The sequence below is a fragment of the Bradyrhizobium sp. CCBAU 53338 genome (genome assembly GCF_015291665.1).
GTDB lineage: Bacteria > Pseudomonadota > Alphaproteobacteria > Rhizobiales > Xanthobacteraceae > Bradyrhizobium.
The window spans coordinates 804,497-819,626 of the sequence record NZ_CP030048.1 but is presented as its reverse complement, the minus strand read 5'-3'; the positions used below and the strand labels follow the sequence as shown (position 1 = coordinate 819,626).

Here is a 15,130-nt window from a genome sequence, read left to right as displayed (position 1 = left end):
GAGAGTTCAGCGACCGCACCGCTCCACACTCACCCGCTTCCTGATGACGCTGCCGGCCGCCGCCGTCTCGTTGTTCTTTTCCTCCGCGCCGGCCTTCGCCGACCTGAAGATCTGCAACCGCATGTCCTACGTGGTCGAGGCCGCGATCGGCATCGACGACAAGGCGGCGACCGCGACGCGCGGCTGGTTCAGGATCGATCCCGCCACCTGCCGCGTGGTGGTTCAGGGCACGCTGAGCGCCGACCGCATCCTGCTCAACGCGCGCGCGCTCGGCGTCTATGGCGCTTCCCCGATCCCTCAGAACGGCAGCGACATGCTGTGCGTGGCGCAGGACAATTTCGTCATCGCCGCCGCACGCCAATGCCGCAGCGGCCAGACCCAGGCCCCCTTCACCCAGATCACGCCGACGCAGGGCGACGACGGCAATCTCGTCGCCTATCTCGCCGAGGACTCCGAATATGACGACGAGCAGGCGCGGCTCGCCGGAATCCAGCGGCTGCTGGTGATCGCAGGCTACGACATCGGTGCGATCGACGGCGTCGACGGACCGAAGACGCAAGGTGCGCTCGCCGCCTTCCTGAAGAGCCGCGGGCTGTCGTCCGACGTGGTCGGCTCGCCAAACTTCTTCAAGACCATGGTCGAAGCGGCGCAGACGCCGTCCCCCAGCGGACTGACCTGGTGCAACGATACGCCGCACAAGGTGATGGCGGCGGTCGCGACCGACGACGGCAAGTCCGTCACCAGCCGCGGCTGGTACCGCATCGATCCCAAGACGTGCCTGCATCCCGACGTCGCCGGCCAGCCGAAGCAGATCTTCAGCTTCGCGGAAGCCGTAGATAGCGACAACCGCGCCATCAAGCTGAAGGACAAGCCGCTCAATTGGGGCGGCGACAGGCAGCTCTGCACCCGCGAAACCAAGTTCGAGACGAACGAGCAAGCCGATTGCGGCGCGCGCGGATTCTCGGCGACGGGTTTTGGCGCGGTGGATATGTCGAGCGGCGGCAAGACGCTGCGGTTTGCGATGCCGTGATTGAGAGAGTTGTGATGAAATCCCCCCGCGCCTTCGGCCATATCGACACCTGGGTATTCGACCTCGACAACACGCTCTATCCGCATCACGTCAATCTGTGGCAGCAAGTCGATGCCCGGATCGGCGAGTTCGTGTGCAACTGGCTGCAGGTTGGCCCGGAAGAAGCGCGCAGGATCCAGAAGGACTATTACCAGCGCTTCGGCACCACCATGCGCGGGATGATGACCTTGCATGGCGTGCGTGCCGACGACTATCTCGCTTACGTGCACAAGATCGACCATTCGCCGCTGGAGCCGAATCCGGCGCTCGGTGCGGCCATTGCAAAACTCCCGGGGCGCAAGCTGATCCTGACCAACGGCTCGGTCGACCATGTTGATGCGGTGCTGGCGCGGCTCGGCCTCGGCTCGCATTTCGACGGCGTGTTCGACATCATCGCCGCCGAGTTCGAGCCCAAGCCGGCGGCGCAGACCTATCAGAAATTTCTCGGACTGCATGCGGTGGACCCGACCAGATCAGCCATGTTCGAAGACCTCGCCCGCAACCTCACAGTCCCGCATGAACTCGGCATGACCACCGTGCTGGTGGTGCCTGACGGCACCAAGGAAGTGGTGCGCGAGGATTGGGAACTCGAGGGCCGCGATGCGGCCCATGTCGACCACGTCACGGATGATCTGGCGGGGTTCTTGGCCGGGCTGTCCCACCCCAAATAGCCGTCGTACGCCGCGAAGGCGGCTATCGAGTAATCATCGTCATCTCGATTTCATCACGACCGCGGCGGCGTAGCGGATCACCCGCTCCAGCGCGCAAGGCGGGTGATGACGGCGAACCGAGCTTGACTCTCCAGGCCCAAATCCCGAAAAAGCGCCCCAATCCATCAAAATTCCCCGATTTGAAGAGGAAATCCCGATGTCCCTGTCCGCCCTTGAATCCACCATCAACAGCGCCTTCGACGCGCGCGACGGCATCTCGACCTCGACCAAGGGCGAGGTCCGCGACGCCGTGAACCGGTCGCTGGAGATCCTGGACAAGGGCGAGGCGCGCGTTGCCGAGCGCGGGGTCGACGGCAAGTGGAAGGTCAACCAGTGGCTGAAGAAGGCCGTGCTGCTGTCCTTCCGCCTCAACGACATGGACGTCATTCCCGGCGGCCCGGGCCAGGCGAACTGGTGGGACAAGGTGCCCTCGAAGTTCGAGGGCTGGGGCCCGAACCGTTTTCGCGACGCCGGTTTCCGCGCCGTGCCGGGCGCGGTTGTGCGCCGCTCGGCCTTCATCGCCAGGAACGTCGTGCTGATGCCGTCCTTCGTCAATCTCGGTGCTTACGTCGATGAGAGCACCATGGTCGACACCTGGGCCACCGTCGGCTCCTGCGCCCAGATCGGCAAGCGCGTGCACATCTCCGGTGGCGCCGGCATCGGCGGCGTGCTCGAGCCGCTACAGGCCGAGCCCGTGATTATCGAAGACGATTGCTTCATCGGTGCACGCTCCGAGGTCGCCGAGGGCGTCATCGTGCGCAAGGGCGCGGTGCTGGCGATGGGCGTGTTCCTGGGCGCTTCCACCAAGATCGTCGACCGCGAGACCGGCGAAATCTTCATGGGCGAAGTGCCCGAGTATTCGGTGGTGGTGCCCGGCGCGCTGCCCGGCAAGCCGATGAAGAACGGCCAGATCGGCCCGAGCACTGCCTGCGCCGTGATCGTCAAGCGCGTCGACGAGCGCACGCGCTCGAAGACCAGCATCAACGAGCTGTTGCGGGATTGAGCTCGATCCCTCACCGTCAATTCCCGCGCAACGGCGAAGCCTTTGCGCGGGAGTGACGGGACGGATAGCCTCATCGAACCCCCTCTCTCTCCATCGCGACCAATCTCCGGGTGCCTCTCGCGCCCGGAGCCTTTCGCATGGACTGGACCTGGTATCTCTTCCGCTTCGACGGCCGCATCAACCGCGCCAAATATTGGCTGGCCGGGCTCATCATCGTCTGCTGGATGATCTTCATGGCCGCGATCGTGCTGGCGTTCGGCGCCCGCTCGTTCGGTTTTTCGGTCAACGACATCTTCAAGGCCGTCGATCCGGACACCTATCGCAGGCTGTCGCGCGCCGACCTTCCGCTGGCCCTGGCCAAGCTGATCGGCACACCTCTGTTCGCGTGGGTCTTCGCCGCAACGTCCATCAAGCGGTTGCATGACCGCGACAAGAGCGCCTGGTGGGCGCTGCCCTTTTTCGTCCTCCCCGGGCTCATCAACCAGTTCGTGGACCGGATCGGCAACGACTACGCCGGCTTCATGCTGGCCCTGATCTCATTCGTGCTCGCGACCTGGGGCGGGATTGAGCTGCTGTTCTTCCGCGGCTCGAGAAAGACCAACCGCTTCGGCGCCGACCCGCTCTACGTCTCGCCCGCAGGCAGGCCGGGTTGGGATCAGCAGCGTGAGCTCGAAATGCCCGCGCAGAAGGCTGGCCCGCCGCCGCAATGGCGTGTTAAGCCGGAGGCATGACCGATGCTCTCTCCATTGCCCGCGACCTCATCCGCTGCCCCTCGGTAACTCCTGAAGACGCCGGTGCGCTGGGCGTTCTTGAAAAAGCCCTGAACGCAGCCGGCTTCACCTGCCACCGCGTGACCTTCAGCGAGGACGGCACCGCCGACGTCGACAATCTCTATGCGCGGATCGGCACCGAAGGCCCGCACATCACCTTTGCCGGTCATACCGACGTGGTGCCGCCCGGCGACGAGAGCGCCTGGAGCGTCGGCGCATTCTCGGGCGAGGTGAAGGACGGTTTCCTGCACGGCCGCGGCGCCGTCGACATGAAGGGCGGCATCGCCTGCTCGGTCGCCGCGGTGCTGGAACATCTCGCTGCCAACGGCGGCAAGCCGCGCACGGACGAGAAGGGCTCGATCTCGTTCCTCATCACCGGCGACGAGGAAGACGTCTCCATCAACGGCACCATCAAGCTGCTGAAATGGGCCGCCGAGCGCGGCGAAAAGTTCGATCATTGCGTGCTGGGCGAGCCCTCCAATGTCGAGACGCTCGGCGACACCATCAAGGTCGGCCGGCGCGGGTCGCAATCGGGCACGCTCCATGTCGACGGCGTGCAGGGCCACGTCGCCTATCCGCATCGCGCCGCCAACCCGGTGCCGGATATCTCGCGGTTGATCGTTGCCATCTCCGACGAGCCGCTCGACCATGGCAGCGCGCAGTTCCAGGCCTCGAATCTCGAATTCGTCTCCGTCGACGTCGGCAACAAGGCCTTCAACGTCATCCCCGGCGAGGCCCGCGCCAGGTTCAACATCCGCTACAACGACAACCATACGCAGGCATCTCTGCGCGAGTTGGTCGAGACGCGCCTCGCAAAAGCCTGCGGCAACCGCATCAAGGCCCGCATCGTCTGGGAACCCTCGAACTCCAACGTGTTCGTGACCAAGCCCGGTCCGTTCACCGACCTCGCGGTGTCCGCGATCGAAGAGGTAACGGGCCGCAAGCCGGAGCTGTCGACCTCGGGCGGCACGTCGGACGCGCGCTTCATCTCGAGCTACTGCCCGGTGATCGAGTTCGGCCTGGTCGGCCAGACCATGCACCAGGTCGACGAGCGCGTGCCGGTGGTGGACCTGGAGAAGCTGACGAAGGTCTATCGCGGGATACTGACAAGGTATTTTGGGTAGGCACTTTTTTCACCAAACCCTCCGCCGTCATGCCCGGGCTTGTCCCGGGCATCCACGTTCTTCGGCGCTACTGACAAGAAAGAACGTGGATGGCCGGGACGAGCCCGGCCATGACGATGTGGTGAGAGCCCGGACCACCTCACTGGACAATCGTGTCGTAGAGATCATTCCATTCGGGATTATCCCTCAGGATCAGCCTGACCTTCCACGTCCGTGACCAGTGCTTGATGTTATGCTCGCGCTGGATCGCGGTTTGGATGTCTTCATAGCGCTCGAAATAGACGAGCAGCTTGACGCCGTACTTCTTAGTAAAGCCAGGCACGAGCCCATTTCGATGCTCGTAGGTGCGACGAACAAGGTCGCTGGTCACACCGACATACAAAATGCCGTTGGCCGCGCTTGCGAGAATGTAGACCCATCCGCCATGCATGGTCGCATGGTGACGTACGTGGATGGCCGGGACAAGCCCGGCCATGACGCCTGAGGCGACATCAACTCCTTAATAATCCACCCTCATCAGATACAGCCCCTCCGGCGGCGCGACGATCCCGCAGGCTGCGCGATTGCGCGCTTCCAGCGCCGCCGAGAGATCGTCGGCGGTCCAGCGGCCCTCGCCGACCCAGACCAGCGATCCCACCATCGAGCGCACCTGGCTGTGCAGGAACGAGCGGGCCGAGGTGACGATGACGATCTCGCGGCCGTCGCGCAGCACGTCGAGCTGGTCGAGCGTCTTCTCCGGCGATTTCGCCTGGCACTCGGTGTCGCGGAAGGTGGTGAAATCATGCTTGCCGAGCAGGCGTTGAGCCGCCGCATGCATTGCGTCGGCATCGAGCCGACGCGGCACGCGCCAGGCGTGGCCGACGTCGAGCGCGAGATTGGCGCGGGTATTGACGACGCGGTAGCGATAGTGGCGCTTCACGGCCGAGAAGCGCGCCTCGAACGTATCAGGGACGATCTCCGCTTCGAGCACCGCCACCGGATGCGGGCGCAGATGCGCGTTGAGGCCGTCGCGAAAGCGCCCCGGCGGAAACTGCTTCTCGACATCGACATGCGCGACCTGGCCGCGCGCATGCACGCCGGCATCGGTGCGGCCAGCACCATGCACCCGCAGATCCGCACCAGTCATCGCCTTCACGGCTGCTTCCAGCGCGCCCTGCACCGACGGCAGCGTGTCCTGCACCTGCCAGCCGAAGAACGGCGCACCGTCATATTCGATGGTGAGCTTGTAGCGGGGCATCAGGCGAGCCGCATCGGCGGCTCGAGCTTCACGCCGCGCAGGAAATCCTTGGCCAGCATTCGCGCCTTGCCCTCGCGCTGCAGCTCGAGAATACGGATCGCGCCCGCGCCACAAGCGATGGTGAGCTGGTTGTCGAGCACCGCGCCCGGTGCACCGGAGCCCTTGGCGAGCTCGCAGCGCAGGATTTTCACGCGCGCATTCTCGCTGACACCGGCAAGCTCCGCCCAGGCGCCGGGAAACGGCGACAGGCCGTGGATGTGGCGCAGCACCGCATGCGCGGGCTTGTTCCAGTCGATCCGCGCCTCGGCCTTGTCGATCTTGGCAGCATAGGTGACGCCGTCCTCGCTCTGCTTCTTCAGCTGCAGCCCGCCGCGATCGAGTGCCGCCATCGCACGCACCATCAGATCGGCGCCGAGGCGGGAGAGACGATCGTGCAGATCGACCGCGGTCATGTTGTCGGTGATGGCCAGACGCTCGGCCATGGCGACATCACCGGTGTCCAGGCCGACGTCCATCTTCATCACCATGACGCCGCTCTCGGCGTCACCTGCCATGATCGCGCGGTTGATGGGCGCCGCACCGCGCCAGCGCGGCAAGAGCGATGCATGCAAATTATAACAACCTAGCTTCGGCGCATCGAGGATCGCCTGCGGCAGGATCATGCCGTAGGCAACGACGACAGCGGCATCGGCCTCAAAGGCGCTGAACTCGTCGAGCGCTTCCGGTGTCTTCAACGTCTTTGGCGTCAGCACGGGCACGCCGAGCTTTCGCGCGGCTTCCTCGACCGGGGTCGGCTGCATCTGCAGCCCACGCCGTCCCCCGGGCTTCGGCGCACGCGTATAAACGGCCAAGATCTCGTGCCCATGCGCGACGAGTTCGAGCAGCGTCGGCACGGAGAAATCGGGCGTGCCCATGAAGATCAGGCGGAGGGGCATGACAAGAGCTCGATGCGTTCCCTCCCCCCTTGTGGGGGAGGGTTAGGGAGGGGGGTGCCACACGGCGCGGTCTTTCGATTCAAGCGCCGATTAGTTCTTCGCACCGTTGGGACTACCGCCGGGGCCACCCCTCTCCCCGGCCCTCCCCCACAAGGGGGGGGGAGCGCAGGGGGAGCGTGCGGCAACGCCGGTGCTTACAAATGACTCACTCCGCGCGCTTGGCGGCTTTCTCGAACTTCTTGATCACGCGGTCGCGCTTCAGCTTCGACAGATAGTCGACAAACAGCACACCGTTGAGATGGTCGATCTCGTGCTGGATGCAGGTGGCGTAGAGGCCTTCGGCGTCCTCCTCGTGCAGCTTGCCGTCGAGATCGGTGAAACGCACGCGCACCTTCGCGGGCCGCTCGACCTCCTCGTAATATTCGGGGATCGACAGGCAGCCTTCCTCGTAGACCGACAGCTCCTCGGAAGAGGCGACGATCTCCGGATTGATGAAGACGCGCGGCTCCGGCTTGGTCTCGTCGTCCTGGCTGGGCTTGGCGAGATCCATGGTGATCAGCCGCAGCGGCTGCGCGATCTGGATCGCAGCAAGGCCAATGCCGGGCGCGTCGTACATGGTCTCGAACATGTCGTCGGCAAGCTTGCGGATCTCCGGCGTGACCTTCTCGATCGGCTTGGAGACCAGACGCAGCTGCTTGTCGGGCAGGATGATGATTTCTCTGAGGGCCATGGCGGGCGATTTAAGCCGCGCGCGACAGGCGGTCAATGCGGCGGGTAACGCGTTAACCCTCCGCTAACCATAAAACTTCACCCTTGGTTAACCATAAAAATGAGGGGGCCGTTAGCCCCATCGTTCCCTCTTCGTTCGCTTGGGGGCGCGAATCGGCTAGAAGGGCTGGCATGAACGAGATCATTTTCATGCTCGGCGACTGGCCGGTGCGCACCATCGATGGGCTGATCGGCTTCGGCGCCCTCGTCCTCATCCTGCTGGTGGTGATTGCGGTGGTGATCGCCAGATCCGGGCGACGTGGCGCGGAACTGGCGATGGCGCACGCAATCCGGGCCGACGAGCTCGAAGAGCGGCTCGCCCAGGTGCTGCACGCTCAAGCTGAGGCCTCCGGCCGGGTCAACGCCATGACCCAGACTCTGGCCGGCCGCCAGGCCGAGATGGCCCGTGCTGTCAACGAGCGGCTGGATTCGGTGACCCATCGGGTCGGCCAGTCCATGGAGCACTCGACCCGCAACACCATGGAGAGCCTGCGCGCCCTGCACGAGCGGCTCGGCATCATCGACAGCGCGCACAAGAACCTCACCGACCTCACCACGCAGGTCACGACCTTGCGCGACGTGCTCGCCAACAAGCAGTCGCGCGGCGCCTTCGGCCAGGCGCGGATGGAGGCGATCGTCCAGGACGGCCTGCCGAAGGGCGCCTACGAATTCCAGTTCACGCTCTCGACCGGCAAGCGCCCCGATTGCGTCGTGTTCCTGCCCGACCAGCGCCCGCTCTGCATCGATGCGAAATTTCCGCTGGAGGCGATGACCGCGCTGCACGATGCCCGCACCGACGAGGAGAAGCGCCTCGCCACGCAGCGGCTGCGCGGCGACGTGATGAAGCATGTCAGCGACATCGCCGAAAAATACCTCGTCACCGGCGAGACCCAGGAGATGGCGCTGATGTTCGTGCCGTCGGAATCGGTCTACGCCGAGATCCATGATGGTTTCGACGACGTGATCCAGAAGGCCTACCGCGCACGCGTCGTGCTGGTGTCGCCCTCGCTGCTGATGCTCGCGATCCAGGTGATGCAGCAGATCATGAAGGACGCGCGCATGCGCGATGCCGCCGACCAGATCCAGACCGAGGTTATCAAGCTCGGCGACGACCTCGGCCGCCTGCGCGACCGCGTGCTGAAGCTGCAGAAACATTTCGCCGACGCCAACGAGGACGTCCGCCAGATCCTGATCTCCGCCGACAAGATCGAGAAGCGGGCGGGCCGAATCGAGGAGCTCGATTTCAGCAAGACGGACGCGCCGGCTGAGGGCCCGCGGCTGGTGTCGGGAGCGCCGGAGCTGTTTCCAAGGAAGCTGCAGGCGGGGGAGTGATCCTCAGTCGTCATGGCCGGGCTTGTCCCGGCCATCCACGCCTTTGTCGCCGCACTAAGAACGTGGATGCCCGGGACAAGCCCGGGCATGACGGCTTTTGTGGTCGAGGCATCTCGGCCAGAATCTGCTAACACCTCCCCATGACCGCACCCGACGCCACCTCCCCCGCCGGCTCCGACACCCCTGCGACCTCGTGGCGCGACAGCCTCGCCGTGTACCTGCAGCCGCGGGTACTGATCGTGCTGTTCCTCGGCTTCTCCTCGGGACTGCCGCTGGCGCTGTCGGGCTCGACGCTGCTGGTGTGGATGCGCGAGGCAGGCGTCGATCTCAAGACCATCGGGCTGTTTGCGCTGGTCGGCACGCCCTACACGCTGAAGTTCCTGTGGGCGCCGCTGGTGGATGCGCTGCATGTGCCGCTGTTCACCCATGCCTTCGGCCGCCGGCGGGGCTGGCTGCTGTTCTCGCAGCTGCTGCTGATCGTTTCGATCCTGCTGCTGGCGATGACCGATCCCGCGAGTTCGCCGTTCTACGTCGCGCTCGGCGCGCTGCTGGTGGCGACGACATCCTCGACCCAGGACATCGTGGTCGACGCCTTCCGCGTCGAGAGCCTCCCCGAGAGCGAGCAGGCCGCCGGCATGGCTGCTTACGTCGCGGCCTATCGCATCGGCATGCTGGTCTCGACCGCGGGGGCGCTGTTCATCGTCTCCGGCTTCGAGAGCACCGGCATCACGCGCTCATCGGCCTGGATGTGGGGCTATGTGGTGATGGCGGCGATGGTGCTGATCGGAACGATCACGGCGCTGCTTGCGACCGAGCCCGAGCAATCGGTACGGGCCGAAGCGGCAACGCATGAAGAGACCGCGTTCACGCGCGTGCTGCACGCGGCGATCGGCGCGTTCTCCGAATTCCTGTCGCGCAAGGACGCGATCGCAGCCCTCGCCTTCGTCGTGCTGTTCAAGTTCACCGACGCGTTCTCCGGCACCATGACCGCGCCGTTCGTGATCGACCTCGGCTTCACCCGCAACGATTATGCGGCGATCGTCAAGGGCGTCGGCCTCGCTGCGACGCTGATCGGCGGCTTTGCCGGCGGCTTCGTTGCGCGGCGTTATTCGCTGGCAAATTCGCTCTGGATCGGCGGCGTGGTGCAGGCGCTGGCCAACCTCACCTTCTCCTGGCTTGCCGTGCTCGGCACCAATCAATGGGCGCTGGCGCTCGCCATCTCCGCGGAGAATTTCACCAGCGCCATCGGCACCGTGATCTTCGTCGCCTATCTCTCGGCTCTGTGCCAGAACCCGCTGCACACGGCGACGCAATACGCGCTGCTCACCGCGCTCGCGGCGGTGGGGCGGACGTATCTGTCGTCGGGCGCCGGCTTCGTCGCTGACAGCACCGGCTGGCCGCTGTTCTTCGTGATCTGCGTGCTGGTGGCGATTCCGAGCCTGGCGCTGCTGACTTGGCTGCAGAAGCGCGGGCATTTCGAGGCGTTGGGGCCGGTGAGGGTTTAGGGCCGCCCCTACTGCTTCTTCACCAAACTCCACTTCGTGACCACGGCCTCGCTCATCTGGCCAGGGTCGCTGGCGCAGGCGACCTCGTCCACCTTGACCGAGATTTCCTTGCCGACGAAGGATTTCAGCTGCGAAGCCTGCGCGTTGCTGGAGGTGACGAGCTGGAAGGTCTCGGGCCCGGTCTCGAGATCGCACAGCCCGTTCGGTGCCGGCAGGCGGCGCGGCTCGGAGGTGATCTGGTACATCGCGATCCGCTTGCCCGCGTTCTTGACGTCGCGAATCTTCATGGCGTTCAGCTCGCCCGAGAGCACCTCGCCGGCGCTGATCGGCTTGCCGGGCTTCGACGGCGGCGGAGCCCGGTCGTCTTCCTGCTGTGCGGCAATGGCCGGTGCCGCCAACAGCAGCACCGTCGCGACCAAGGCGAAGCGTGTGGCGAAAAGTTTCGTCATGTCGTCCGTTCCGTAACTCTGGATGGCTAGAACAGGGTCCGCTGCCGCATGGCGGCCGATAACGTGCCCTCGTCGAGATAATCAAGCTCGCCGCCGACGGGCACACCATGGGCCAGCCGGGTTACTTTCACGTTGGCGTCCTGAAGCAGGTCGGTGATGTAATGCGCCGTGGTCTGGCCGTCGACCGTCGCATTCAGCGCAAGAATGATCTCGTGCACCTCGGCCGCATGCGCCCGCGCCACCAGCGCGTCGATGGTGAGGTCCTGCGGGCCGACGCCGTCGAGCGGCGACAGGGTCGCGCCCAGCACATGGTAGCGGCCTTGCGTCGCATTGGCCCGCTCCAGCGCCCAGAGATCGGCGACGTCGGCGACGACGACGATGATCGCGGGATCGCGCTTCGGGTCGGTGCAGACGGTGCAGGGATTTTGCGTGTCGATGTTGCCGCAGGTCTTGCAGACCTGTACCTTGTCCAGCGCGACCTGCAAGGCTGATGACAGCGGCATCATCAGCGCTTCGCGCTTCTTGATGAGGTGCAGCGCCGCGCGCCGCGCAGAGCGCGGGCCGAGGCCCGGCAGCCGCGCGAGAAGCTGGACAAGCCGCTCGATTTCGGGACCTGCAACCGCGCCCATCTTACTGGCCGAACAGCCCCGGCGGCAGGCCCAGCCCGCCGGTGAGCGACTGCATTTTCTCCTGCATCGCGGTCTCCGCCTTGCGGCGGGCATCGCTGAGCGCGGTGACGAGCAGATCTTCCAGCACCTCGCGCTCTTCAGCCTTCATCAGCGAGGGGTCGATCTTGATGCCCTTGACGTCCATCTTCGCGGTCATGCGCACGGCGACGAGACCGCCGCCGGAAATGCCCTCGACCTCCACGTTGCCGAGCTGCTCCTGCATCTCCTGCATCTTGGATTGCAGCTGCGCCGCCTGCTTCATCATGCCGAGAAAATCAGCCATGGGTGCTCGTCCTTGGAAAGTGGCTCAGAGATCGTCGTCGGCGTCGGAACCATCGGGCGGATCGTCAGAGCCATAGTCGGCGTTAATATTGGATTCCGGCGTCTCGGGGGCAAGCCTGCGGACCTCGACGACCTTCGCACCGGGGAAGCGCGACAGCACCTCCTGCACGCGCGGATCGGCTTCCGCCGAACGTGCATGTTCCTGCTTCGCCGCCTGGTTCATCGAGCGCAGCGTCGGCTGGCCCTTCTCGTTCGAGACGATCACGGTCCAGCGCCGGCCGGTCCACATCTCGAATTTTCGCGCGAGCTCGGTGATCATCGTCTTCGAGGCGTTCGGCTCGAGCGCGATTTCGAGACGGCCCTCCTCGAAACGGACGAGGCGCATGTCCCCTTCCAGCGCGGCCTTGGTCATGACGTCGCGCTTCTGGCTGGCAAGCGCAACGAGCTGGGTGAAGCTGGTGATGCGCAGCTGGGGTGCGGCGCCTTGCGGATCCGGCGCGGGCGCAGCCATCTGCGGCCGGACTCCGCCGCCGAACGCCGATGGCGATGGGGTCGGCATGCGAACCGGCGCAGCAGACACGACCGGCGCCGCGGAGGCCGTCGGCGCTGCCGGCGCGCCACTGCGCGCAGCACTCCCGCCGCTACCCACGACCGTCGAGCCGCCGCCGTTCTGCTCCAGCATCCGGATCGCTTCGTCCGGCGTCGGCAGGTCGGCGACATAGGCGATGCGCACCAGCACCATCTCGGCGGCAGCGGCAGGACGCGTCGCGGCCTGCACCTCGGTGATGCCCTTGAGTAGCATCTGCCACATCCGCGACAGCACGCGCATCGAGATCTTCGAGGCGAAATCCTTGGCGCGGACGCGCTCGGTCTCGCCATAGGCGACGTTGTCGGCGGTGGCCGGCACGATCTTCACGCGGGTAACGAAATTGACGAACTCGGCGAGATCGGAGAGCACGACGATCGGATCGGCGCCGACATCGTACTGGTCGCGGAATTCCTTGAAGGCGCTCGCGATGTCGCCGCGCGCGAGCGAGTCGAACAGGTCGATGACGCGAGTACGGTCGGCAAGGCCCAGCATCTGCCTGACGGCGTCGGCCTTCACCTGACCTGCCGCATGCGCGATGGCCTGGTCGAGCAGCGACAGCGAGTCGCGTACCGAGCCTTCCGCGGCGCGCGCGATGATGCCGAGCGCCTCGGGCTCGATCTCGACGCTTTCCTTCGCGGCGATGTTGGCGAGGTGCTGCATCAGCACGTCGGCCTCGACACGGCGCAGGTCGAAGCGCTGGCAGCGCGACAGCACCGTCACCGGAACCTTGCGGATCTCGGTCGTCGCGAACACGAATTTGGCGTGCTCCGGCGGTTCCTCCAGCGTCTTCAGGAAGGCGTTGAACGCCGCCGTCGACAGCATGTGGACTTCGTCGATGATATAGACCTTGTAGCGGGCGCTGGCCGGCGCGTAGCGCACGCTGTCGTTGATCTGGCGGACGTCGTCGACGCCGGTGTGCGAGGCCGCGTCCATCTCCAGCACGTCCATGTGCCGGCTTTCCATGATCGCCTGGCAATGCACGCCCAGCGTCGGCATGTGGATGGTCGGGCCCTTCACCGAGCCGTCCGGCATCTCGTAGTTGAGCGCACGGGCCAGAATGCGCGCGGTGGTGGTCTTGCCGACGCCGCGGACGCCGGTGAGGATCCAGGCCTGCGGAATCCGCCCGGTCTCGAACGCATTGGAAACGGTGCGGACCACGGCCTCCTGGCCGATCAGGTCGTCAAAGCTTGAAGGGCGGTATTTGCGTGCCAGCACCCGGTAGGGCGCGTTGCCAGCCTGGCCGGCGCTATCGGGGTTCGGAGGGGCGCCAGCGTCGGTCATCGGTCGATCCGCAATGAAATGTCTCTCGGCCGGCTTTTGCGGAAAGGAGCGCGCTGGCGGGAGCCCCGCCGGCGCAATTCGCTCGAAAAAACAGGTAGGAGACTGACGAGCGACCCGATCCGGACCTCGTTAGGGCTGCTTCCTTCCGGACCTGACCCGGTTGGCGAGTGGCTCGTCCACCGCCAATCTCCCGATCCCTATTTGGGGCCAAAGAAACGGGAAAGCAAGCGGGTATCGGCGCGAACTGCTCGATCTTGCCCAGCATCCAGGCAATTTCGGGTCTGCCCAGCCGATAGGCTGTGCTTTCGCTGCTGGGACCACCTTGCTAAGAACGCTGCCGGAACTCCGTCCAACCAGAAGAGCGATTGATCCCAATGGTTACACGTCGTGATGTTGCATCGATTGTCGGACTTGGCGCCATCGGCGCCGTGACCGCAGGCGCGCTGGCCTCGCCGGCCGTGGCCCAGGCCGCCGATCCCAACGAATCGACCTTCGCCCGCATCCGCCGCACCAAGAAGATGCGGATCGGCGCAGTCGGCGGAGGCGCGCCCTACTACATGAAGGATCTCTCCAGCGGCCAGTGGAAGGGCTTCTACATCGACATCGCCAAGGCCCTTGCCGACGACATGGAAGCCGAACTCGAGATCACCGAGACCACCTGGGGCAATTCGGTGCTCGATCTCCAGTCCAACAAGATCGATATCTTCTTCGGCCTGAACCCGACCCCGAAACGCGCGCTGGTGATCGACTTCTCCGTGCCTGTCTTCAACAACGCCTTCGGCATCCTCTGCAAGAAGGACTTCAAGCCGAAGAGCTGGGCCGAGCTGAACTCGCCCGACATCAAGATCGCGGTCGACCAGGGCTCCTCGCACGACCAGGTCGTCAGCCGCCTGACGCCGAAGGCGCAGATCTCGCGGCTGAAGACCGCGGACGATGCCACCGCCGCGCTGCAGACCGGCCGCGTCGACGCGCAGTGCCTGATCACCATGCTGTCGCTGACGGTGCTGAAGAAGAACCCCTCGCTCGGCCAGTTCGTGCTGCCGACGCCGATCTTCGCGACGACGTCGAATGCCGGCTTCCGCCGCGAGAACGACAAGACCTGGCGCGACTACGTCAACACCTGGATCGACTTCAACAAGGGCCTCGGCTTCATCCGCAACGCCATCATCACCAACATGGAGCTGGTGGGCGTGACCGAAGCGGACATTCCGCCGGGCGTTTCGTTGTAAGGCATCGAACTTGGGGCAGTCTAAATCTGCATACGCCTCTCCACTCCCTCTCCCGCTTGCGGGAGAGGGAGTGGAGAGGGTGTCTCCTGCAGAGAGACTCCCCCAGAGGAAAGAGCCCTCACCCGCATCGCATCTTCGATGCGATGCGACCTCTCCCGCAAGCGGGAGAGGTGAAGGAA

Annotated in this window: 16 protein-coding genes and 1 other RNA gene; 8 read left to right on the top strand and 9 right to left on the bottom strand. The window is 65.2% G+C overall.

The window, feature by feature from the left end; translation table 11 throughout:
* The first annotated feature begins 43 nt into the window (after positions 1 to 43).
* The 5 genes from XH90_RS03915 (at position 44) to dapE (ending at position 4,676) form a co-directional block, all read left to right on the top strand.
* Entirely contained in the window at positions 44 to 1,030 is a 987-nt protein-coding gene (locus tag XH90_RS03915; RefSeq protein WP_194482583.1) for a DUF1036 domain-containing protein, read from the top strand.
* A 14-nt stretch (positions 1,031 to 1,044) separates the two neighbouring features.
* Entirely contained in the window at positions 1,045 to 1,740 is a 696-nt protein-coding gene (locus XH90_RS03910) for a pyrimidine 5'-nucleotidase (protein WP_194479299.1), read from the top strand.
* Between the two features lie 196 nt (positions 1,741 to 1,936).
* Positions 1,937 to 2,782, top strand: a complete 846-nt coding sequence (gene dapD, locus XH90_RS03905) for a 2,3,4,5-tetrahydropyridine-2,6-dicarboxylate N-succinyltransferase (RefSeq protein WP_194479298.1) — start codon at positions 1,937 to 1,939, stop codon at positions 2,780 to 2,782.
* Between the two features lie 137 nt (positions 2,783 to 2,919).
* The gene (locus XH90_RS03900; protein WP_194479297.1) at positions 2,920 to 3,513 is read left to right on the top strand and encodes a DUF805 domain-containing protein; all 594 of its coding nucleotides are present in this window, start codon (positions 2,920 to 2,922) and stop codon (positions 3,511 to 3,513) included.
* Complete coding sequence (gene dapE, locus XH90_RS03895; RefSeq protein ID WP_194479296.1) at positions 3,510 to 4,676, top strand: succinyl-diaminopimelate desuccinylase; 1,167 nt, start codon at positions 3,510 to 3,512, stop codon at positions 4,674 to 4,676. Before XH90_RS03900 ends, dapE begins: the two co-directional genes overlap by 4 nt.
* Positions 4,677 to 4,815: 139 nt before the next feature.
* On the opposite strand, the gene XH90_RS03890 is transcribed toward dapE, so the two are convergent.
* The 4 genes from XH90_RS03890 to def form a co-directional block, all read right to left on the bottom strand.
* A complete protein-coding gene (locus XH90_RS03890; protein WP_194479295.1) occupies positions 4,816 to 5,151 on the bottom strand; it encodes a GIY-YIG nuclease family protein in 336 nt (111 codons plus the stop codon).
* Between the two features lie 24 nt (positions 5,152 to 5,175).
* A complete protein-coding gene (gene truA / locus XH90_RS03885; protein WP_194479294.1) occupies positions 5,176 to 5,913 on the bottom strand; it encodes a tRNA pseudouridine(38-40) synthase TruA in 738 nt (245 codons plus the stop codon).
* Positions 5,913 to 6,848 carry a methionyl-tRNA formyltransferase gene (fmt, locus tag XH90_RS03880; protein ID WP_194479293.1) on the bottom strand — a complete coding sequence of 312 codons (936 nt, stop codon included), beginning with the start codon at positions 6,846 to 6,848 and terminating at the stop codon, positions 5,913 to 5,915. The genes truA and fmt overlap by 1 nt, the downstream gene beginning before the upstream one ends.
* A gap of 205 nt (positions 6,849 to 7,053) precedes the next feature.
* A complete protein-coding gene (gene def / locus XH90_RS03875) occupies positions 7,054 to 7,578 on the bottom strand; it encodes a peptide deformylase (RefSeq protein ID WP_194479292.1) in 525 nt (174 codons plus the stop codon).
* A gap of 170 nt (positions 7,579 to 7,748) precedes the next feature.
* Between def and XH90_RS03870 the strand changes: the two genes are divergently transcribed.
* Positions 7,749 to 8,948, top strand: coding sequence for a DNA recombination protein RmuC (locus XH90_RS03870; protein WP_194479291.1), 1,200 nt, complete (start codon positions 7,749 to 7,751; stop codon positions 8,946 to 8,948).
* A gap of 140 nt (positions 8,949 to 9,088) precedes the next feature.
* Entirely contained in the window at positions 9,089 to 10,453 is a 1,365-nt protein-coding gene (locus tag XH90_RS03865) for an MFS transporter (RefSeq protein WP_194479290.1), read from the top strand.
* Between the two features lie 8 nt (positions 10,454 to 10,461).
* Here the strand turns inward: XH90_RS03865 and XH90_RS03860 are convergent, their stop codons facing one another.
* From XH90_RS03860 to ffs, 5 genes are all read right to left on the bottom strand, one after another.
* Positions 10,462 to 10,902 carry a hypothetical protein gene (locus XH90_RS03860; protein ID WP_194479289.1) on the bottom strand — a complete coding sequence of 147 codons (441 nt, stop codon included), beginning with the start codon at positions 10,900 to 10,902 and terminating at the stop codon, positions 10,462 to 10,464.
* Between the two features lie 26 nt (positions 10,903 to 10,928).
* The gene (gene recR / locus XH90_RS03855) at positions 10,929 to 11,531 is read right to left on the bottom strand and encodes a recombination mediator RecR (protein WP_027561562.1); all 603 of its coding nucleotides are present in this window, start codon (positions 11,529 to 11,531) and stop codon (positions 10,929 to 10,931) included.
* 1 nt (position 11,532) lies between these two features.
* On the bottom strand, positions 11,533 to 11,853 hold the full coding sequence (locus tag XH90_RS03850; RefSeq protein ID WP_194479288.1) for a YbaB/EbfC family nucleoid-associated protein: 321 nt from the start codon (positions 11,851 to 11,853) through the stop codon (positions 11,533 to 11,535).
* Between the two features lie 24 nt (positions 11,854 to 11,877).
* Positions 11,878 to 13,722: a DNA polymerase III subunit gamma/tau gene (locus XH90_RS03845; RefSeq protein ID WP_194479287.1), complete on the bottom strand. Its 1,845-nt coding sequence runs from the start codon at positions 13,720 to 13,722 to the stop codon at positions 11,878 to 11,880.
* 94 nt (positions 13,723 to 13,816) lie between these two features.
* Positions 13,817 to 13,913: signal recognition particle sRNA small type (gene ffs, locus XH90_RS03840), an RNA gene on the bottom strand.
* Positions 13,914 to 14,096: 183 nt separating this feature from the next.
* Between ffs and XH90_RS03835 the strand changes: the two genes are divergently transcribed.
* Complete coding sequence (locus XH90_RS03835; RefSeq protein ID WP_194479286.1) at positions 14,097 to 14,951, top strand: transporter substrate-binding domain-containing protein; 855 nt, start codon at positions 14,097 to 14,099, stop codon at positions 14,949 to 14,951.
* The last annotated feature ends 179 nt before the right edge of the window (positions 14,952 to 15,130 follow it).